Source organism: Pseudomonas sp. LBUM1646, from assembly GCF_059716165.1.
In genome coordinates, this window is sequence record NZ_CP166810.1 from 4,492,220 (window position 1) to 4,511,188 (window position 18,969).

The window sequence follows — 18,969 nt, forward strand, 5'->3', positions numbered from 1 at the left end:
GGTTTCGTACCCTCTGCGCCCCCGTATTTCATGGCAGAAGCCCACGCGATGCACAACGACAAGGAAAGTCCCTTCACCCTGACCCTCGTCGAGGCTGATCTGAGTTTGCAGGTGTTGCAGTTCAACGGCCATGAAGGCCTGAACCAGCCCTATCGATTCGACATCGAAGTGATCGGCCTGGCCCCGGCGATGAACCTCGACCGGCTGCTGCAACAACCGGCCTTCCTGAGCCTGGGAGATGGCCAGGGCTTTCACGGCGTTCTGAGCAGCGCCAGTCGCGAGCATCGTGGCACGCACCGGATCGGCTACCGTTTGGTGCTGGTACCGCACCTGCAAAGCCTCGACCAACAGCCCATCCGGCGCGTCTTTCATCGCCTCAGCGTGCCGGCCATCCTGCGTCAGTTATTGGAGGAGCATGGCCTGCCTGAGCACAGTTACCGTTTTGAACTGGGCACCGGGCACTACCCCGCCCGGCCCTTTTGCATTCAATACGAAGAAAACGATCTGGGCTTGCTGCAACGGCTTTGCGAAGAGGAAGGCATCCACTATCACTTCGAACACCGACGCAACGGGCATGTGTTGGTGCTGGCCGATGACAGTTTGAATTTCCCCCAGGAACCGGTCATCACGCCTTTCCATGGCGATCCTTTCGAAGAGCCGGACTTTGCGGCGATCCGCGAAATGTTCCAGCGCCATGATTCGCCGCTGATCCTCCCGCAAACAGAGGCCCGCGACAGAAGCACTGCCGTCGTCAGCTTTGGCGCAGCCAATCATCCGCTGACTGGCATCACCCCGAACAATAAGCACCCCGCTTGCGCGCAACGGCACCGCGATCAACGCAGCCGTCGGACTTTGGAGCGATTGCGCTGCCAGCACCGGCAGGTCCATGGCCAAAGCGACCAGACCGGTTTGCTCAGCGGGCGGATCGTACAGGTGGAACAACACCCGGTGTCGAGTTTCAATGACCAATGGCTGCTCACCGACATTCGGCACCAAGGGCAACAACCTTCGATCCTCGCTGACGAACCCTCCGGTTCCGCCGGTTACTGCAACCGGTTCAGCGCCATTCCCTGGTCAACGGTGTTCCGGCCTGCGCTTAAACAACCCAGACCGAGCATTCCCGGCTATCAGCCCGCCCGGGTGTCAGGTGGGCCCGGACAACCGGCGACGCGCGATGAACAGGGCCGGATTCAAGTCAGTCTGTGGCCGGGATCCGCCGTTCAGGACCCGATGGGTCTCTGGCTGCCAGTGGCCGTGGGCGCATCCGGACTGCCCAATGCCGACAGTGACGTGTTTATCTGCTTTCTCGACAGCGATCCGGATCGGCCGGTCATTTGCACCGGCTCAAACGGGCAGAATCCACAACCGCCGCCTACCCCGCCAGCGTGCGGCGATACTCGCCTGTTGCTCGATTGGCTAGTGAATCGCCCGGATACACCCTGATGCCTGGAATGCAGGCCTGTGGCGAGGGAACTTGCACCCTCGCCACACATTTGGTGATACCACCATCAACCCTTGTCAGCCTTCCCGGCCGCCGCCGCGAACTTCGCCAGCCGCACGTCCAGATGCCGAGGTCGGTGCCCATGATCCTCGGCGCGCTCCTTGCGCCGGATCGCATTACGCACCATCAATGAGCCCAGGTAACGAATCGGCTCCGGCGGGAAGTAACCCAACGGTCCGTTGACCAGCGGCGAGCGGGTCCAGGTGTTGTCCAGGCCTTGCACCATCGAGGCAAGAATCTGCCCGCCCATATGACATGGCCCGACCCCACTGCCGGAGTAACCAAAGCCATAAAACACATTACCGCTGGCGCTCATCTGGCCGAAGAACGGCAACCCGGTGACCGAACGATCCGAAGGCCCGTTCCAGGTCGCCTCGACCTTGACCTCGGCAAACGCCGGAAAGAAATCCGCCAGGCTGTTGCGTAACAGACCGGCGTATGGCGACGGCTGGTCGAACACCGGCAACATCCGCCCGCCGTAGGCGAAGGTGTTGCCGCCCTTGCCGAGCATGATCCGGCCGTCCGGGGTGTTGTGGTAGTAGTGCACGAAAATCCGCGAATCGAGCACGGTGACACCGCTGGTCAAGCCGATTTCATTCAGCAAGTCCGGGCGCGGTTCGGTGATCAGCATGTCGCTGGAGACAATCGCCACGCTGCGCTCGAACTGCGGGAACGCCCGGGCCATCCAGGCGTTCATCGCCAGCACCACCCGATCCGCGCGGACCGTGCCGTTCGGGGTTTGAATGCCCGCAGGCTTGCCCTCCTCCAATCCGGTCATGGCGGTGTTTTCATGAATCCGCACACCGAGTTGCAACGCGACCCGGCGCAAACCACGCACCAGTTTTCCCGGCTGCACACTGGCCGCCGCCGGGGAAAACCAGCCTTCCAGATGCTTGCTGGAACCGGCCATGCGCTGCACATCCGCCACTGGCCGTTGAGTGAAAGAATTGATGCCGTTGCGCTCCAGCGCCGCGATCACCGCGTCGGTCGAACCGCATTGGGCGCGGTTGGTGGCGGTATAGAGCGTGCCATCGAGGCGGTAATCGGCGTCGACCCCGTACTGCTCGCAGAAGGTGCCGATCGCATAAATACTGCGCTCCGACTCCTTGACCAATCGCACCGCTTCTTCGGCGCCGAACAAGCGTTCCAGGGTGAAATACTTGGCCGACCACGACAACGCACATCCACCGTTGCGCCCACTGGCGCCGGCACCGCAGATATCGGCCTCGATCAGCAACACGTCGAGTTCGGGGTTTTGCTCCTTGAGCATGATCGCGGTCCACAGCCCGGTGTAGCCACCGCCGACAATGCACACGTCGGCGCGGGTGTCGCCCGCCAGTGGCTCGCACGGCGCGCAGGACTCGGCCGCCAGCGCTTGGTCCAGCCAGAAAGGTCTCATGGGGGTTTCCTCAGGTACGCAGGGGTTTGATGGTCATGGGTTGGTTGGGCACGAAGGCGCAATCGAGACTCAGACCGGCCGGACGGCTGTTCCAGTGCGGGATCAGGACGAAGGCCGAGAACATGGCGCAACCGGCGAAGATGATGAACACCGTGACCGAATCGAAATACCCCGGCAGCAAACCACCGAGAATCGCCCCGACCGAGCCGCAGCCGTTCACGAAACCCGCTGCCGTGGCGCCAGCCTTGGCGGTGCCGAAATCAATCGCCGCCGCACCACTGATCATCGAATCCGGCCCGTAAAGGGTCAGGCCCATGACGAACAACAGCGCCACCACCAGCATCACACTGCCGGTGTGCAAGGCGCCCATGAACAGCGCCAGGGAAACCGTCAGCGCCAACAGACTGATCACACAGGCCGGCATCCGCCGGGCGCCGAACAGTTTGTCCGAGGCCAGACCGAGCAGGATCGGCCCGAGCAACCCGGCCAGTTCGAACGAGGTCGGGATGATCGCCGCGCCGACCTTGCCCACCGAGGGCATTTGTTCGAAGACGATCACCGGGCCCCACAACAGAATCGCGTAGCGCGCCGGCTTCAACAGGAAGTACGAGAGCCCGAGTACCAGCACGGTACGGTTGCGCAGGATTTCCTTTAACGGCTCCAGAACGCTGATCTTGCTTTGTGCGTAAGCCTCTTCAGCGCTCAACTCCGGTTCCGGCTCCACGGCGGGCAAGCCAACGTCTTCGGGTTTGTTGCGTTGGAAAATAAAAAACAGCACGGCGACCAGCCCAACCACCGCCGCACTGGAAATGAACGCCGCGTGCCAAGTGCCCACCAGCGTGTAAGCCCACCAACCGGCGAACGGTGACGCCACCAGTCCGCCGAAGGCATAACAGGAACTCCACAACCCCAGCACCCGTCCGCGCTGCTCGGAGGGGAAAAAACTGCCGATGTTCTTGCACAGCCCCGACCATCCGGTGGACTGCGCCAGGCCTTGGATCAACATGCAGGTGGCGAAGATCGGCAACGTGGCGAAATTGCCCATCACCAGCGCCGCCGCCGCAGAAATCAACAACCCGCCGAGCACCACAACCCGTGGTCCGAAACGGTCAGCGAGGATGCCCCAGGTGAATTGGCCGATGGCGTAGGCCGCCAGGTAAATCGCGTCGAGGTTGGCCATGGCCATTTTGTCGAGCATGAAGGTGGGGTCTTCGGCGATCCCCAGTTTGGCGACTGAAAAGGCTTTGCGGGTGAAGTAGAAAGCGGCGTAAGCGAGCCAGGTGATGGCGAAGATCTGCACGCGCCAACGCTTGATGGTGCCGATGTGCTTGTTCATGGTGGTTCTGACCTCAGGGTGTGAGTGTGCCGGCAGAAATTGAGAAATAACGCCTGTTTTTTTATTGTTGAGCACTTCGATATCGCGGCTTCCCTGAAGCGATACCGGTCAGATGAGTCCTGCTGTTGCACCCGCAGGCTCATGGCACCCGACGCTGTTCGACTGACCAGTCACCGGGGCTGAGGCCGATAAAAACAATTACTGATTAATAAGTGAAATCGATTTATCGTATTTCCAATATAAGCTCAGCTTGTTACTGGAGGTTTCGATGTCGGTTTCCCACGCCCAACTCAAAGCCTTCCACGCCGTGGCGGTTCACGGAAGCTTCACCAGGGCCGCCGAGCGGCTTTTCCTCACGCAACCGGCGATTTCCGACCAAGTGCGCAAACTCGAAGAGCGCTTCGGTGTGTTGCTGTTCCATCGCAACAAACGCTCGGTGCGCCTGACGGATTTGGGCGAGCGCTTGTTGAGCATCACCCAGCGGCTGTTCGTCATCGAGGCCGAAGCCCAGGAGCTGTTGCAGGATTCCCAGGCGCTGCAAACCGGCAGCCTGATCCTCGCCGTCGATGCGCCAGTCCACGTGCTGCCGCAGATCGCCCGGTTTTGCGAGCGCTACCCCGGCATCAGCGTGAAAATTGAAACCGGTAACACTGATGAATCGCTGTTTCGGCTGTTCAACTATCAGGCTGATTTGGCGTTGCTCGGTCGGGACGTCAGCGATGAACGCTTGATTTCGTTGCCGCTGCGCAATGACCCGATGGTGGCGTTCGTCTCGCGCAATCATCCGTGGGCGGATCGCGAATCCATCTGCCTGGCGGATCTGGATGACACGCCGTTGGTGCTCCGGGAAATCGGCTCGGTGACGCGCCAGACCCTGGAAGAAGAAATGGCCGGGGCGGGGTTTCGGATTCGCCCGGCGATTCAGGTCGAAGGCCGGGAAGCGGCGCGGGAGGCGGTGGTGGTCGGGATTGGCGTCGGCGTGGTGTCGGCGGCGGAGTTTGGAGCTGATTCCAGGGTTTGCGCGTTGCCGATTACCGACTGCAAGCGGCGGCTGACGGAGACGTTGGTGTGCCTGCGCGAGCAGAGTTCGCGGCGGGTGGTGGCGACATTTTTGGAGATGGTGCGCGAGAGTTTGCCGCAATGATCGTTCCCACGCTCCGCGTGGGAATGCCTCAATGGACGCTCTGCGTCCGCTTGTGGGACGCGGAGCGTCCCGGGCTGCATTCCCACGCGGAGCGTGGGAACGATCAGGTTAGGTGGAAGGCGCCAAATCAAAAAATGCCTGAATCAAGCGCAAATCCCGCCGCCGTTCCATGCAGCCGATCATGTGCCGATTGATCAGTCCCTCACCAATAATCGGCACCGCCACCACCCGCGGGTCATGACTGACTTCCACCGACGACACCACCCCAACCCCCAATTCTGCGGCAACGGCTTCAGTCACCGCCTCACGACTGTCCAGCTCCAGCAACACCCGCGGATTGACCTTGGCCTGACTACAAGCATCATCAAACGTGCGCCGGGTAATCGAACTCGGTTCACGCAACACCATGATCACCTGATCCAGTTCTTTGAGCGGCACGCCTTTCGAACGCTGCGCCCAAGGATGCCCGGCCGGCACCAAGGCGCAGATCCGCGATTCACTCAACGCTTGCAGATGCAGGCCCTTACGCGGCTCGACTTCGGTCAGCACCGCCACGTCAGCATGCTCGGACAACAACGCCGCCAGGGTTTCCTGAGCATTGCCCAGACGCAGGTTCACCGTGATCCCCGGATAACGCGCACGCAAACTGGCGAGCATCGGCATGACCATGTGCGGCCCATCCGCCGCCACTTCCAGGCGCCCAGTGAGCAATTGCCGGTTGGCTTCCAGCATCACCTGCGCTTCTTCGGCCAGGCCGAACATCGCCCGGGTGATCGCCGCCAGTTTGGTGCCCTCCTCCGTCAGCTCTACCCGTCGTGCGGTGCGGCGCAACAGGGTGATCTGGTAATGCTCCTCCAGCGCCTTGATGTGCCCGGTGACCGCCGGTTGGCTGATGAATAGCCGCGCGGCGGCCCGGGTAAAGCTGCCTTCCCGGGCCACGGCATCGAACGCGCGGAGCTGGAACAGGTTCATGGATAACCCTCACTGATGGTTGGCATAACAACAAACAATTTGATTGATGCGACGGCAAATTGCAATTTAAGCCCCGTAACGTCATCCCATCGATTGCGAGGACATGAGAATGAGTACTGCCGAACCCATCCTGCTCACCCCCGGCCCGTTGACCACATCGGCCCGCACCCGTCAGGCGATGATGGTTGACTGGGGTTCATGGGACGACCGCTTCAATCAACTGACCGCCAGCCTCTGCGAGCAACTGCTGACGATCATCAACGGCGCCGACAGCCACCACTGCGTGCCCCTGCAAGGCAGCGGCACCTTCGCCGTCGAAGCGGCGATCGGCACGCTGGTGCCGCGGGATGGCAAAGTCCTGGTGCTGATCAACGGCGCCTACGGCAAACGCCTGGCGAAGATCTGCGAAGTGCTCGGCCGCCCGTTCAGCACCTTCGAAACCGCCGAAGACGAACCGACCACCGCCGCCGATGTGGATCGCCTGCTGCGGGCGGATCCGAGCATTACCCACATCGCACTGATTCATTGCGAAACCAGCACCGGCATCCTCAACCCACTGTCGGAAATCGCTCACGTTATCGCACAACACGGCAAACGCCTGATCATCGACGCCATGAGCTCCTTCGGCGCCCTGCCGATCGATGCGCAACAGGTGCCATTCGACGCGATGATCGCCGCTTCGGGCAAGTGCCTGGAAGGCGTACCGGGGATGGGCTTCGTGTTCGCTCGCAAGGAATCGCTGGCGAATGCCGGCGGCAACTCGCATTCGCTGGCAATGGATTTGTTCGACCAGCACACCTACATGGCCAAGACCGGCCAATGGCGCTTCACCCCGCCGACCCACGTAGTCGCGGCGCTGCACGAAGCGCTGCTGCAATACAACGAAGAAGGCGGTTTGCCGGCGCGGCATCAGCGCTACGCCGATAACTGCCGGGTGCTGCTGGATGACATGGCCAAGCTCGGTTTACGCAGCTTCCTGCCTGCCGCGATCCAGGCGCCGATCATCATCACCTTCCATGCGCCGAAAGATCCGCGTTATCAGTTCAAAGAGTTCTACGAACGGGTCAAGGCCAAGGGTTTCATCCTCTATCCCGGCAAATTGACCCAGGTCGAAACCTTCCGCGTCGGCTGCATCGGCCACGTCAACCCGCCCGAGATGCACGCGGCGGTGGCGGCGATTGCCGAGGTGTTGCGCGAGATGGAAGTCCTGGAAATTTAATTCACGACGCCTTGTAGCAGCTGCCGAACCTGCGAGGCTGCGTTCGTCTGCGAAGCGGACGTAAAAACATCCACCTCGGTGTTTCAGGTGGACCGCGTTGCCAGGGTTTACGACTGCTTCGCAGCCGAACGCAGCCTCGCTGGGGCTCGACAGCTGCTACAGAGATCACCATTCCCCAAATACAGGATCTGATCACCATGAACTACAACAACCCAACCCAACTCCAGGCCGCCATCCTCGACTGGGCCGGCACCGTGGTCGATTTCGGCTCGTTCGCGCCGACCCAGATTTTTGTCGAAGCCTTCGCCGAGTTCGACGTTCAGGTCTCCATCGAAGAAGCCCGCGGGCCGATGGGCATGGGCAAGTGGGACCACATCCGCACCCTGTGCGATCAGCCGCAAGTCGCCGAGCGCTATCGCAAGGCGTTCGGCCGTACGCCGACCGACGATGACGTCACTGCGATCTACAAACGTTTCATGCCGCTGCAAATCGAAAAAATCGCCGAGCATTCGGCACTGATCCCCGGTGCCCTGGAAACCATCGCCAATCTTCGCCAGCAAGGGATCAAGATCGGCTCGTGCTCCGGCTATCCGAAGCAGGTGATGGACAAAGTGGTGGAACTGGCTGCCACCAACGGTTACGTCGCCGACCATGTGGTCGCCACCGATGAAGTGCCCAATGGCCGCCCATGGCCGGCCCAGGCTCTGGCCAATGTGATCGCCCTGGGCATTGACGACGTCGCGGCCTGCGTGAAGATCGACGACACGGTACCGGGCATTCTGGAAGGTCGGCGTGCCGGCATGTGGACCGTGGCATTGATCTGCTCCGGTAACGCGTTGGGTCTGGACTACGCGGGTTATCAAGCCCTTGGCAGCGAAGAACTGGCCAGCGAGCGCAAGCGTATTCACGGGATGTTTGAAGGTTCGCGGCCGCACTACATGATCGACACCATCAGCGATTTGCCGCAGGTGATCGCCGATATCAACAAGCGCCTGGCCAATGGCGAGATGCCGCAAGCCAGCTGATTCACCGAATACCCTGTAGGGGCAACGCTTGCCCGCGATGATGATCTCAAGGACGCCATCGCGGGCAAGCCATGCTCCTACACGGTTTTTTGTTGTCAATTAGCTGAACCAGCGCATTGAACGGGCAAATCGTCTCAGGCAAATCCGGCAAAACAGGCTTACAGTTAAAGCACAGCGCCGCACAAGAACGGCACTTTGAGCATTGACCTGTGGAGAGCCCCGTATGCCCTGGAAGAACTCCGACTCACGTTACAGCACGGTGTCGATCGCGTTGCACTGGCTGATGCTGGTGCTGCTGGCACTGGTTTACGCCTGCATCGAATTTCGCGGGATCTTTCCCAAAGGCAGTGGTGGCCGGACGCTGATCACCGAATCGCACTTCATGCTGGGCCTGACGGTGTTTGTGCTGGTGTGGCTGCGGCTGTTCGCCCGTAGCCTCGGCCCGGCGCCGCAGATCTTCCCGGCTTCGCCGCATTGGCAAACCACGCTGGCCAAATTGATGCACTGGGCGTTGTACCTGTTCATGATCGCCATGCCGATCCTCGGCTGGCTGGTCACCAGCGCCAAGGGTCATCAGGTGATGTTCTACGGGTTTGACTTGCCGTTACTGGTCTCTGAAGACAAGCCGCTGGCCAAGCGGATCCAGGGCTGGCATGAACTCGGCGGCACTATCGGTTATTGGCTGATCGGCCTGCATGCCGTGGCCGGGCTGTATCACCATTATGTGGTGGGGGATAACACGTTGATGCGGATGATGCCGAAGCGGGTGAGTCGCAATACCTGAGCCAGTGAGCATTAGCTGACACAACACTTGCCCCTGTAGGCGCTGGCGAAGCCTGCGATCTTTTGATCTTGGCGAGGCGGAAATCGCTGAAAATCAAAAGATCGCAGGCTCCGCCAGCGCCTACTGGATATTAAAACCCCGTCGACCTTGCAAGCCACCGGTATGGATGAAGATCAACCGCGTGCCTTGAGGGAATCTTCTCGCTTCAATCTGCTGCTTAAGCGCCAACAACGCCTTGCCGGTGTACAACGGCTCAAGGGGAATACCGCTGGCCTGTTCGGTCTGCTCGATGAATTCAAGCAACAGCGAATCAACCTTGGCAAAACCGCCACGACTGGCCTCGAACAGTTCATACGCCGGATCCGACAATCCGCCCTCGCGCACAATCGATTCAACCTGCTGCGCCACGCCATGATCGTCGGGCACCGCCAATGCACCGTAAACCGGATGAGCGCCCGCCTCGGCCAACACCAGCCCGGCCAGAGTGGTGCCAGTTCCGCAGGCCAGCCACCAGCCGTCATAGTCGTTCCAACCCAAACCGTTCAATTGCTCCCGGACTTGATCCCTGAGCGGCATGCAGCCCCGCGCCCCGCGCAAACCGCCTCCCCCTTCCGGCACCGGGTGCAGGGTCGGGTATTGCGCCTGCCATGGCTGCCAGAAACCCGGTTCGTGCCGCGCGCGATAACCGCCGTAACCCAGCCAATGCAACTGCATGCCGAAGTCCTGTAGATCCTTTACGGTCGGGGTGTCTTGCGGATGGCCGCGCAGTAATCCCACCGTTTTGAAGCCGAAGCGTTTGCCCGCAGCGGCTAATGCATGCAGATGATTGGAGTGAGCGCCACCGAGACTGATGATGCCGTCGGCACCGGCCTGGTCAGCGGCGTGGAGGTGTTCGATGAGTTTGAACCACTTGTTGCCGCTGATCAGCGGGTCGATTTGGTCGAGACGCAGGATGGCGACTTCGATGCCGGCTGCGGTGAGCCAGTCGAGGTGAAGGGGGTTGAGCGGGGCTTGGGGGAGCCAGTCGTTGGGAGGGGAAAGCATAGGCGTTACGCATTCTGTCAAAAAACAGCAGTCTACAGTGAGCCCCGCCGTAGCAGCTGTCGAGCCCCAGCGAGACTGCGTTCGGCTGCGCAGCAGTCGTCAATTCGTTCACCGCGGTTTATCTGTAACACCGCGGTGATTGGTTTTACGACTGCTTCGCAGCCGAACGCAGCCTCGCTGGCGCTCGACAGCTGCTACAAGGATGTGGCGAGGCCTCAGAGTTCGGCTGCGAGACGCGACCCTTGATTGATCGCCCGCTTCGCATCCAGCTCCGCCGCCACGTCCGCGCCGCCAATCAGATGCACGTTCTGCCCCGCCGCGACCAGACCGTCCTGCAATTCACGCAGCGGGTCCTGCCCGGCGCAGATCACGATGTTGTCCACCGCCAGCACGTGCGGCTCACCGGTTTCGCCGATGCGGATGTGCAGGCCTTCGTCGTCGATTTTCAGGTATTCGACGCTATTGAGCATCTGCACCTGCTTGTTCTTCAATCCGGTGCGATGAATCCAGCCAGTGGTCTTGCCCAGGCCGTCGCCGACCTTGGACTTCTTGCGTTGCAACAGGAACACCTCACGAGCAGGCGCATGAGGCTGGGCCTTGATCCCCGCCACGCCGCCGCGCGCTTCCAGATGCGTATCGATGCCCCACTCTCTCCAGAACGCTGCGCGGTCGAGGCTGGTGGCCACACCTTCGTGCACCAGGAACTCCGAAACGTCGAAACCGATACCGCCGGCGCCAATCACCGCGACGCGTTTGCCCACCGGTTTGCGCTCAAGGATCACGTCCAGGTAGCTCAACACTTTGGCGTTCTCGACACCCGGAATCGCCGGGGTACGCGGCGCGATGCCGGTAGCGAGGATGATCTCGTCGTAACCGCCAGCCACCAGTTGCGCCACGTCGACGCGGGTGTTCAGGCACACCTCAACATTGGTGGTCTGCAACTTGCGGTTGAAGTAGCGCAGGGTTTCGAAGAACTCTTCCTTGCCCGGCACACGCTTGGCGATGTTGAACTGGCCGCCGATTTCGCTGGCCGAATCAAACAGCGTCACCTGATGGCCACGCTCGGCGGCCACGGTTGCCGCAGAAAGACCGGCAGGACCGGCACCGACCACCGCGATCTTCTTGATCTGCTGCACCGGCAGGTAATTGAGCTCGGTTTCGTGGCAGGCCCGTGGGTTGACCAGGCAACTGGTCAACTTGCCGCCGAAGGTGTGATCGAGGCAGGCCTGGTTGCAGCCGATGCAGGTGTTGATTTCATCGGCACGGCCAGCGGCAGCCTTGTTGACGAAATCGGCGTCGGCGAGGAACGGCCGCGCCATCGAAACCATGTCGGCATCGCCTTCCGCCAGAATCTGCTCGGCGACTTCCGGGGTGTTGATGCGGTTGGTGGTGATCAGCGGAATGCTCACCGAACCCCGCAGCTTGGCCGTGACCTTGCTGAACGCCCCGCGCGGCACTTTGGTGGCGATGGTCGGAATCCGCGCTTCGTGCCAGCCGATACCGGTGTTGATGATCGTCGCGCCGGCCTGCTCGATAGCCTTGGCCAGGGTGACGATTTCTTCCCAACTGCTGCCGCCTTCCACCAGGTCGAGCATCGACAGGCGGAAGATGATGATGAAATTCGGACCGACCGCTTCGCGCACCCGACGGACGATTTCCACCGGCAGGCGCATGCGGTTTTCGTAGCTGCCGCCCCAACGGTCGGTGCGGTGGTTGGTGTGGGCCGCGAGGAACTGGTTAATGAAATAACCTTCGGACCCCATGATTTCGACACCGTCGTACTCAGCTACTTGTGCCAGTGTCGAGCAGGTGACGAAATCGCTGATCTGCTTCTCGATGCCTTCCTCGTCCAGCTCTTTAGGCTTGAACGGGTTGATCGGCGCCTGGATCGCGCTCGGTGCTACCTGTTTCGGGCTGTAGGCATAACGCCCGGCATGAAGGATCTGCATGCAGATCTTGCCGCCCGCCTCGTGCACCGCGCGGGTGACGATCTGGTGCTTGAGCGCTTCTTCCTCGGTGGTCAGCTTGGCCGCGCCGGAGTAAACGCCGCCCTCATCGTTCGGACCAATGCCGCCGGTGACCATCAGGCCAACGCCGCCCAGGGCACGTTCGGCGAAATACGCCGCCATGCGCTCGAAGCCGCCGGGCTTTTCTTCCAGGCCGGTGTGCATCGAGCCCATCAGGGTGCGGTTGCGCAGCGTGGTAAAACCCAGGTCCAGCGGGGCCAACAGGTGCGGGTAATGAGCGGCGGCCATCGGTAACTCCACATCGAGCGATCACGGAAAAAGTGCAGGAGCTCTTCGGCCCCCGTCAGTCATGTTGGACAGACTAAGAGTCGCACCGCTGTCACTCAATGACCCAAACTGACAACTTATTGATCCAAATGCGCAGCGCCTCTTGGCAAGCGCCGACCGGGGCCCTACCCTAGTCGACGAATCCTGCACACGGCTGTTGACTGCTTTCCCATGCGCAAACTTTTGTACCTGACCTTTTCCATGGCGTTGATCGCCGCCCTCACGACCTACGCCATGTGGGCCGCGGACCGTCCGGTGGGTCATTACCTGTCGGACCTGCGGATCAATCTGGCGGTCGATCAAGGCACCCCGGCCGATCGCGGCAACCTGCTGGGCATCCAGCCCGAGTTGTTCCCCACCGATTACCAAAGCCCCGAGCGACTGCACCGCAAGCTCGCGGCCTATCTGCAAAAGGCCCAGGACCAAGGTCTGTTGAACGAAAAGACCATCGTCGTGCTGCCGGAACATGTCGGCACCTGGCTGATGGTCAGCGGTGAGAAAGATGAGCTGTACCAGGCCAGCACCCTCAAGGAAGCCATGAACTGGCTGGCGGCGAGCAATCCGTTGCAGTTTGTCCGCGCGTTGATCAGCGCCAAGGGTGCTAGTCGCCTCGACGACGCTCATCTGCGCATGAAGGCCAAAAGCATGGCCAAGGATTATCAGGCGCTGTTCGGCGGCCTGGCGAAAGAATTTCACGTGACCCTGGTGGCCGGTTCCATCGTGCTACCAGAGCCGAGCGTCAGCGACGGCACTTTGAAAATCGGTCACGGCGCGCTGTTCAACAGCACCGTGGTGTTCGGTCGCGACGGCTTGCCCATCGGCCAGCCCCAGCGCCAGATGCATCCGATCTTCGCGGAACAGGAGACCCTCGCCGCAAATACCGATCACACGGTTAACGTGATCGATACTCCGGCTGGACGTTTGGGCATCCTGATCGGCAGCGACAGTTGGTACCCGGACAACTACCGCAAACTCGATGAACAGGGCGCGCAGCTAGTGGCGGTCCCGGCGTTCGTCGTCGGGCGCGGGACCTGGGACAAACCGTGGCGCGGTTACAAAGGCTTGTCGACACCCGGCTCCGTCAGTCTCAAGGCCGGCGAACTCAGCGAAGGCCAGGCCTGGCATCGCCTGACCCTGATCGCCCAGCCACCCAGCAGCCAGGCGATTGCCGGCATGAGTGTGTTCCTGCGCGGGCAGTTCTGGGACAAGGGTAGCGCCGGCCAGAGCTTTCTCAGTCGCAACGGCCAACACTCCGGCGACGGCAATGACCGTGGCGCGCGTTTGTTGAACCTCTGGTTGTAAACCATGAAACCGCTGCCGATGCGCCTTGGGGATTTGTCGGTGGGCTTTGTTCATAGCCTGGCCGACGCGGTGCACAGCCACGGTGCCGACCCGCAGCCTTTGCTCGATCAGTACGGCCTCGACGCGGCGCGCCTGGGTGAGGCTGGCGCCCGACTGTCGATCCCGCGCTACATGCGCCTTGGCCACGGGGCGATTCAACTGACCGGCGACCCGGCACTGGGCTTGCGCATGGGCCAGCTCAGTCGCCTTAGTCAGGCAGGTTTAGCCGGCGTCACCGCGGCCCAGGCCCCGACAGTCCGAGAAGCGGCGCGTTGTCTGATCCGCTTTGAAGCCTTGTACGGTTCCAACTATCGCGGCCAGTCGAGCTTCCACGAAGATGCCCGCGGCGCGTGGCTGCGCTTCTATTCCATCAGCCCCTACAACGCGTACAACCGCTTCGTGGTCGACTCGATCATCGCTGGCTGGTTGCAGCAATTGTCCAGCCTGAGCCCTGCCCCATTGCGTGCCGAACGCATCGAGATCGAGTTCGAAGAGCCGGATTATCGGGATGCCTACAGTGTCTTGGGCGATTGTCCGATCCAGTTTGGCGCCGAACACAATCAACTGCGCCTGAGCCTGGCCAGTCTCGCCCAGCGCAACCCACAACACTGCCCGAGCACCTGGCGGCACCTGCTGCAATTGTGTGAACGGGAACTGGAACAGCTGACACGCACCCGCAGCCTGCGTGAACGCATCACTCAGTTGCTGGGGCCGTTGCTCAATGGTGGCCGGGAACCCGACCTGGAAGAAGTGGCGGCACGCCTGAAGCTGCCCACCTGGACCTTGCGTCGCAAACTCGCCGAGGAAGGCACGCAATTTCGCGCGATTCTCAACGACACTCGCCGCGACCTGGCCATGACTTACATTCGCGATACCGAACTGGCGTTCGGAGAAATCGCCTACCTGCTCGGCTTTGCCTCAGCCGAAGCCTTTCAACGGGCCTTCAAACGCTGGAACGGCCAGACACCCGGCGAGTTTCGCCGCAGTCATCGCCAATCCGCGTAAAGCCTTACAGCTCGGTGGCGTCTTCGGCTGGTTCCAGCGGATCCAGTTCAAACGCCGAATACTCGAGCAACTCTTCTTGATATTCGTCCATTGTGGTGTCCCCCATCGCTCATTAAAAATGGCCTGATCAAATGACCAGCGCCTTGAGCATAAAGTGCCCGCGTGAAAGAAAAATGACGCTCACACGACACTCTGCCGCTACTGAATAAAACGTAGCAGGTGGTCAGGAATTTATCACAGGATTTTTTCGATACAGGCCGTAGGACAACGGCCTGGTTTGACGTGGATCAATCTGGATGGCCGTTACGGGCGTCGTGCCGTCTGACACGCCCCCGTAACGCCTGGAGCGCTTACTGGGCCGGGATTGGTTCGCTTGGAGGTGGCATGTTGTCCGGGTGCGACGGTGGCGTGATGGTCTCGGTGGCTGGAGCTGGCTCGGAGGTTTCAACCGGCGTGATCGGGGTGGATTCCGGTGGTGGAGCGACGGGCTCTGAAGCGGCAGGGGCCGCTTCGACAGGTACCGGCGCCGCTACAGGCTCTGCGGCAGGTGCGGGCGCTGGCGTTGGCACCAGTGGTGCTGGTGCTGCCTTGGCTTCAGGCACGCCCAGATCAGTTTTCGGTTTTTCGACAATGTGCGCGGCTTTCTTCGCTTCCGGCGGCAGGAACAACTCCACCAAGGTAAAGAAGCGCTCGTAAAACTTGGCCGAGGACACGGTTTCGCTGGCCACCTTGACCATCGAATCATCGGACGAGCCGATCGGCATCGATACCGAGCCCAACACACCCACGCCCAGGCTGGCGGAGTTATTGGTCTTCTTCAGCGCATAGCGATCCTGCAAGGCGTTGGCGAACATGGTTGCATGGTGCCCTTCGGAGCCGTCATCGGCACAGACCACACTGAAGCTGATCTCCATGTGGGTCTCGCCGGTCTGCTGGAAGCTCTTGTGCCCGCTGACCAGTTTCGGATCGCTGCTGGTGATGATGTAGCCCTGGCTGAGCAAGGCACGTCGAGCGGCTTCGCAGGTCTGCGCGTCGGTCACCGGGTAGTTGCGCGAAAACGTTCCGGAATCGTCGAAGTTCTCATGCTCATAGATGGCGGCTTTTTTCGACGAACAACCGGCAGCAACGGCCAGCACCAGTGCCAGCCCGACAACACGCATGGGAATTGATCTAAACATTGAACATCCTGAGAGAAAACGGTCCGGGGCGTATTGTGCAACAGAACGATGCTTAGCGTCGCATCGATTAGTGTCTTAAAACGGTTACAGGTGTGTTGACCGTTATATGCGGGAAAAGTCGCACATCGTCGTTGTTTTCCGATGGGGGGGGGGAAAGCAAAAGATCGCAGCCTTCGGCGGCGCCCACAGGCGCGTAGGAGTTGCCGAAGGCTGCGATCTTTTGCTTTTTGCTCTCCCCAAAAAAAACCGGCCTTTCGGCCGGGTTTTTTGTGTAGCCAGAAACTCAGTCAGCCATCAAAAACGCTTGATGTCCGCTTCGCTTTCCAGCTGCTTGCGGTAGGCCGCAAAGTCTTGCTGGCCAATGCGCGAAGCGAGGAAGCGACGGTATTGAGCCTTCTCTTCATCGGTCGGCGCTGCGGCTTCGTTCACGCCGTTCAAGCGCACGATCACCAAGCTACCATCGGCCAGGGTCACGCTGCTGAAGGTCGGCTTGTCCTTGGCGGCAGGTTTTGGCATGCGGAACAGTGCTTGCAGCACGGCTGGGTCAACCCCTTCCTGCGCGCGAGTGGCCGCTGCGGTGACTTTCCAGTTCTGGCCGTCGATAGCCTTGTCCAGCGGTGTCTTGCCGTCACGCAGGCTGGCGATCAACTGATCAGCCTTGGTCTTGGCGGCAGCACTCGCGTGCTCCTTGGCCAATTGCGTGCGGATGCTGGCGGCCACGCTTTCGAGCGGCAACTGCGCAGGCTTCAAGTGCTCCTTGGCGCGCAGCACGATCACGGTTTCCGGATCGAGCTCGATGGCGGTGCTGTTGGCACCTTCATCCAGCACTTCAGGACTGAACGCTGCAGTGACCACGGCACGGTTGGCCGCAACACCTTCGCCACCTTCACGGCCAAACGGCGCGGAGGTGTGGACGGTCAGCTTCAAGTCTTGCGCCGGTTGGGCCAGGTCAGACGCTTCGAACGACGAATCTTCCAGTTGCTTGGTCGCCTCAACGAAACGCTGCTCAACCTGCTGGGTTTTCAGCTCACGGATCAGCTTGCCTTTGAGGCTGGCCAAAGTCGGGACTTCCGGTGCTTCAACGCCCAGCAGCTTGATCAGGTGAAAACCGAAGTCAGTGCGGATCGGCTCGGACACCTGATCCTTGTTCAACGAGTACAGCGCTTTTTCGAACGCTGGGTCGTAGACGCCAGGACCGGCGTAACCGAGATCACCGCCGTTGTTCGCCGAACCCGGATCCTGGGAGAATTCCTTGGCCAATGCCTCGAACTTCTCGCCCTTGGCCAGACGCGCCTGAACTTCTTCGATCTTCGCCTTGGCTTGCGCTTCGGTCACCTTGTCGTTCACTTCGATCAGAATGTGCGCAGCCCGGCGTTGTTCGGCCAGGTTGGCGGTTTCTTTCTGATACGCCGCTTGCAGGTCTTCGTCCTTGACGGCGACCTCATCAAAGAAGGAAGCCTTCTTCAATTCCAGGTAATCGATGACCACCTGATCCGGCGTCATGAATTCCTTGGCGTGTTCGTCGTAGTAAGCCTTGACCTCATCGTCGGTCAGCTTCACAGCCGCCGGGTCAACCTTGATGTTCAGGGCAGCGAAATCGCGGGTCTGCTTTTCCAGACGGGCGAAGGACAGCACCTGTGCATCGGTGACGAAACCACTGCCGGCCAGGCCAGCGCGCAACTGACCGATCAGCATTTCCTGAGCCAGCATCTGGCGGAATTGCATACGGCTGTAGCCCAGCTGACGGATCACCTGGTCGAAACGCTCAGGGCTGAACTTGCCGTCGGCCTGGAATTCAGGCGTCTGCAGGATCACCTGGTCCAAAGCGGCTTCGGAGAAAGCGAATTTCGATTTTTCTGCGCCTTGCAGCAGCAGTTTGCGATCGATCAGGCCTTTGAGGGCCGATTCGCGCAGCATTTTTTCGTCGAGCAAAGAAGCGTCGAAATCCTTGCCCAGCTGTTGCATCAGCTGACGGCGTTGCATGTCGACGGCCTGGCTCAGTTCGTTCTGGCTGATTTCTTCGCCGTTGACCTTGGCCGCATCCTGGCTGTTGGTCGTCGCCTGGAAAATGGCCTCGATACCGGTGAAAGCCATCAGTACAACGATGATTCCGATAATGGTCTTGGCAATCCAGCCTTGTGAATTGTCCCTGATATTCTGCAGCATGCGTCCCCCAGAAACGGTTGAACTTCAAAATTAGGCAACCGTGGAGCGTGGGTAGAATCCGGATAGAAGAAAGGCGCATCCGGGGATGCGCCTTCTCGTAACTGGCGGAACGGACCGAGGGTTCGAACTTGCGACCCTCGGTGTCTCAGATCAACGATGTGTTGGCTGGACTACCGCTCCGCTGCCAGGTCAGGCATGACCCCGACCCGGATAGGCAAAAACCTGAATCGAACTTAGTTGACAGCTTCTTTCAGTGCTTTACCGGCTTTGAAACCTGGTTTTTTGGCTGCAGCGATTTCCAGCGTCTTACCGGTCTGTGGGTTACGACCGATGCGAGCAGGACGATCGGTCACGGAGAACGTACCGAAACCAACCAGAACAACGGAGTCGCCAGCCTTGAGAGCGCCAGTGACGGATTCGATTACAGCGTCCAGCGCACGGCCAGCAGCAGCTTTCGGGATATCAGCGGATGCAGCGATAGCATCAATCAGTTCCGACTTGTTCACTCTAAGTCCCCTTATATCTATTTGAGTATGATTCTAAGTTTTTTGGTGAAAGCAA

Annotated in this window: 15 protein-coding genes; 7 read left to right on the forward strand and 8 right to left on the reverse strand. The window is 60.5% G+C overall.

Annotation, left to right across the window (positions count from 1 at the left end; translation table 11 throughout):
- The first annotated feature begins 48 nt into the window (after positions 1-48).
- Positions 49-1,443: a type VI secretion system Vgr family protein gene (locus tag ACA071_RS20565; RefSeq protein WP_497640839.1), complete on the forward strand. Its 1,395-nt coding sequence runs from the start codon at positions 49-51 to the stop codon at positions 1,441-1,443.
- 65 nt (positions 1,444-1,508) lie between these two features.
- Here ACA071_RS20565 and ACA071_RS20570 read toward each other — a convergent pair whose 3' ends face one another.
- Entirely contained in the window at positions 1,509-2,900 is a 1,392-nt protein-coding gene (locus ACA071_RS20570; protein WP_497640840.1) for an FAD-dependent oxidoreductase, read from the reverse strand.
- A 10-nt stretch (positions 2,901-2,910) separates the two neighbouring features.
- The gene (locus ACA071_RS20575) at positions 2,911-4,236 is read right to left on the reverse strand and encodes an MFS transporter (RefSeq protein WP_497640841.1); all 1,326 of its coding nucleotides are present in this window, start codon (positions 4,234-4,236) and stop codon (positions 2,911-2,913) included.
- Positions 4,237-4,504: 268 nt separating this feature from the next.
- On the opposite strand from ACA071_RS20575, the gene ACA071_RS20580 reads away from it, so the two are divergent.
- Entirely contained in the window at positions 4,505-5,380 is an 876-nt protein-coding gene (locus tag ACA071_RS20580; RefSeq protein ID WP_497640842.1) for a LysR family transcriptional regulator, read from the forward strand.
- A 108-nt stretch (positions 5,381-5,488) separates the two neighbouring features.
- Here ACA071_RS20580 and ACA071_RS20585 read toward each other — a convergent pair whose 3' ends face one another.
- The gene (locus ACA071_RS20585) at positions 5,489-6,352 is read right to left on the reverse strand and encodes a LysR substrate-binding domain-containing protein (RefSeq protein WP_497640843.1); all 864 of its coding nucleotides are present in this window, start codon (positions 6,350-6,352) and stop codon (positions 5,489-5,491) included.
- Between the two features lie 109 nt (positions 6,353-6,461).
- Here ACA071_RS20585 and ACA071_RS20590 point away from each other — a divergent pair, with 109 nt between their 5' ends.
- The 3 genes from ACA071_RS20590 to ACA071_RS20600 all read left to right on the forward strand — a co-directional run bounded on the left by ACA071_RS20590 (position 6,462) and on the right by ACA071_RS20600 (position 9,380).
- Positions 6,462-7,571, forward strand: a complete 1,110-nt coding sequence (locus ACA071_RS20590; RefSeq protein ID WP_497640844.1) for a 2-aminoethylphosphonate--pyruvate transaminase — start codon at positions 6,462-6,464, stop codon at positions 7,569-7,571.
- Between the two features lie 197 nt (positions 7,572-7,768).
- Positions 7,769-8,596 carry a phosphonoacetaldehyde hydrolase gene (gene phnX / locus ACA071_RS20595; protein ID WP_497640845.1) on the forward strand — a complete coding sequence of 276 codons (828 nt, stop codon included), beginning with the start codon at positions 7,769-7,771 and terminating at the stop codon, positions 8,594-8,596.
- A 223-nt stretch (positions 8,597-8,819) separates the two neighbouring features.
- Positions 8,820-9,380 carry a cytochrome b gene (locus ACA071_RS20600; protein WP_497640846.1) on the forward strand — a complete coding sequence of 187 codons (561 nt, stop codon included), beginning with the start codon at positions 8,820-8,822 and terminating at the stop codon, positions 9,378-9,380.
- Between the two features lie 120 nt (positions 9,381-9,500).
- Here the strand turns inward: ACA071_RS20600 and ACA071_RS20605 are convergent, their stop codons facing one another.
- Both ACA071_RS20605 and ACA071_RS20610 read right to left on the reverse strand, forming a co-directional pair.
- Positions 9,501-10,424 carry a 1-aminocyclopropane-1-carboxylate deaminase/D-cysteine desulfhydrase gene (locus tag ACA071_RS20605; protein WP_497640847.1) on the reverse strand — a complete coding sequence of 308 codons (924 nt, stop codon included), beginning with the start codon at positions 10,422-10,424 and terminating at the stop codon, positions 9,501-9,503.
- A gap of 215 nt (positions 10,425-10,639) precedes the next feature.
- The gene (locus ACA071_RS20610) at positions 10,640-12,679 is read right to left on the reverse strand and encodes an oxidoreductase (protein ID WP_497640848.1); all 2,040 of its coding nucleotides are present in this window, start codon (positions 12,677-12,679) and stop codon (positions 10,640-10,642) included.
- Positions 12,680-12,889: 210 nt separating this feature from the next.
- Between ACA071_RS20610 and ACA071_RS20615 the strand changes: the two genes are divergently transcribed.
- Together ACA071_RS20615 and ACA071_RS20620 are read left to right on the forward strand one after the other, a co-directional pair.
- Positions 12,890-14,020 carry a carbon-nitrogen hydrolase family protein gene (locus ACA071_RS20615; RefSeq protein ID WP_497640849.1) on the forward strand — a complete coding sequence of 377 codons (1,131 nt, stop codon included), beginning with the start codon at positions 12,890-12,892 and terminating at the stop codon, positions 14,018-14,020.
- Positions 14,021-14,023: 3 nt separating this feature from the next.
- Positions 14,024-15,064 (forward strand): AraC family transcriptional regulator, encoded by a 1,041-nt coding sequence (locus ACA071_RS20620; protein ID WP_497640850.1) that lies wholly within the window; start codon positions 14,024-14,026, stop codon positions 15,062-15,064.
- 350 nt (positions 15,065-15,414) lie between these two features.
- Here the strand turns inward: ACA071_RS20620 and ACA071_RS20625 are convergent, their stop codons facing one another.
- The 3 genes from ACA071_RS20625 to ACA071_RS20635 form a co-directional block, all read right to left on the reverse strand.
- Positions 15,415-16,242, reverse strand: coding sequence for a DUF2242 domain-containing protein (locus tag ACA071_RS20625; protein WP_497640851.1), 828 nt, complete (start codon positions 16,240-16,242; stop codon positions 15,415-15,417).
- 294 nt (positions 16,243-16,536) lie between these two features.
- A complete protein-coding gene (locus ACA071_RS20630; protein ID WP_497640852.1) occupies positions 16,537-18,408 on the reverse strand; it encodes a SurA N-terminal domain-containing protein in 1,872 nt (623 codons plus the stop codon).
- 233 nt (positions 18,409-18,641) lie between these two features.
- Positions 18,642-18,914, reverse strand: coding sequence for an HU family DNA-binding protein (locus ACA071_RS20635; RefSeq protein WP_002552737.1), 273 nt, complete (start codon positions 18,912-18,914; stop codon positions 18,642-18,644).
- Positions 18,915-18,969: the final 55 nt, after the last annotated feature.

Bases quoted from the DNA above. Each gene is read 5' to 3' on its own strand.
- ACA071_RS20605 (WP_497640847.1), bottom strand. From the start codon at position 10,424: ATGCTTTCCCCTCCCAACGACTGGCTCCCCCAAGCCCCGCTCAACCCC.
- ACA071_RS20585 (WP_497640843.1), bottom strand. From the start codon at position 6,352: ATGAACCTGTTCCAGCTCCGCGCGTTCGATGCCGTGGCCCGGGAAGGC.
- ACA071_RS20600 (WP_497640846.1), top strand. From the start codon at position 8,820: ATGCCCTGGAAGAACTCCGACTCACGTTACAGCACGGTGTCGATCGCG.
- ACA071_RS20610 (WP_497640848.1), bottom strand. From the start codon at position 12,679: ATGGCCGCCGCTCATTACCCGCACCTGTTGGCCCCGCTGGACCTGGGT.
- phnX (WP_497640845.1), top strand. From the start codon at position 7,769: ATGAACTACAACAACCCAACCCAACTCCAGGCCGCCATCCTCGACTGG.
- ACA071_RS20620 (WP_497640850.1), top strand. From the start codon at position 14,024: ATGAAACCGCTGCCGATGCGCCTTGGGGATTTGTCGGTGGGCTTTGTT.
- ACA071_RS20630 (WP_497640852.1), bottom strand. From the start codon at position 18,408: ATGCTGCAGAATATCAGGGACAATTCACAAGGCTGGATTGCCAAGACC.
- ACA071_RS20565 (WP_497640839.1), top strand. From the start codon at position 49: ATGCACAACGACAAGGAAAGTCCCTTCACCCTGACCCTCGTCGAGGCT.
- ACA071_RS20580 (WP_497640842.1), top strand. From the start codon at position 4,505: ATGTCGGTTTCCCACGCCCAACTCAAAGCCTTCCACGCCGTGGCGGTT.
- ACA071_RS20590 (WP_497640844.1), top strand. From the start codon at position 6,462: ATGAGTACTGCCGAACCCATCCTGCTCACCCCCGGCCCGTTGACCACA.
- ACA071_RS20570 (WP_497640840.1), bottom strand. From the start codon at position 2,900: ATGAGACCTTTCTGGCTGGACCAAGCGCTGGCGGCCGAGTCCTGCGCG.
- ACA071_RS20625 (WP_497640851.1), bottom strand. From the start codon at position 16,242: ATGTTTAGATCAATTCCCATGCGTGTTGTCGGGCTGGCACTGGTGCTG.
- ACA071_RS20575 (WP_497640841.1), bottom strand. From the start codon at position 4,236: ATGAACAAGCACATCGGCACCATCAAGCGTTGGCGCGTGCAGATCTTC.
- ACA071_RS20615 (WP_497640849.1), top strand. From the start codon at position 12,890: ATGCGCAAACTTTTGTACCTGACCTTTTCCATGGCGTTGATCGCCGCC.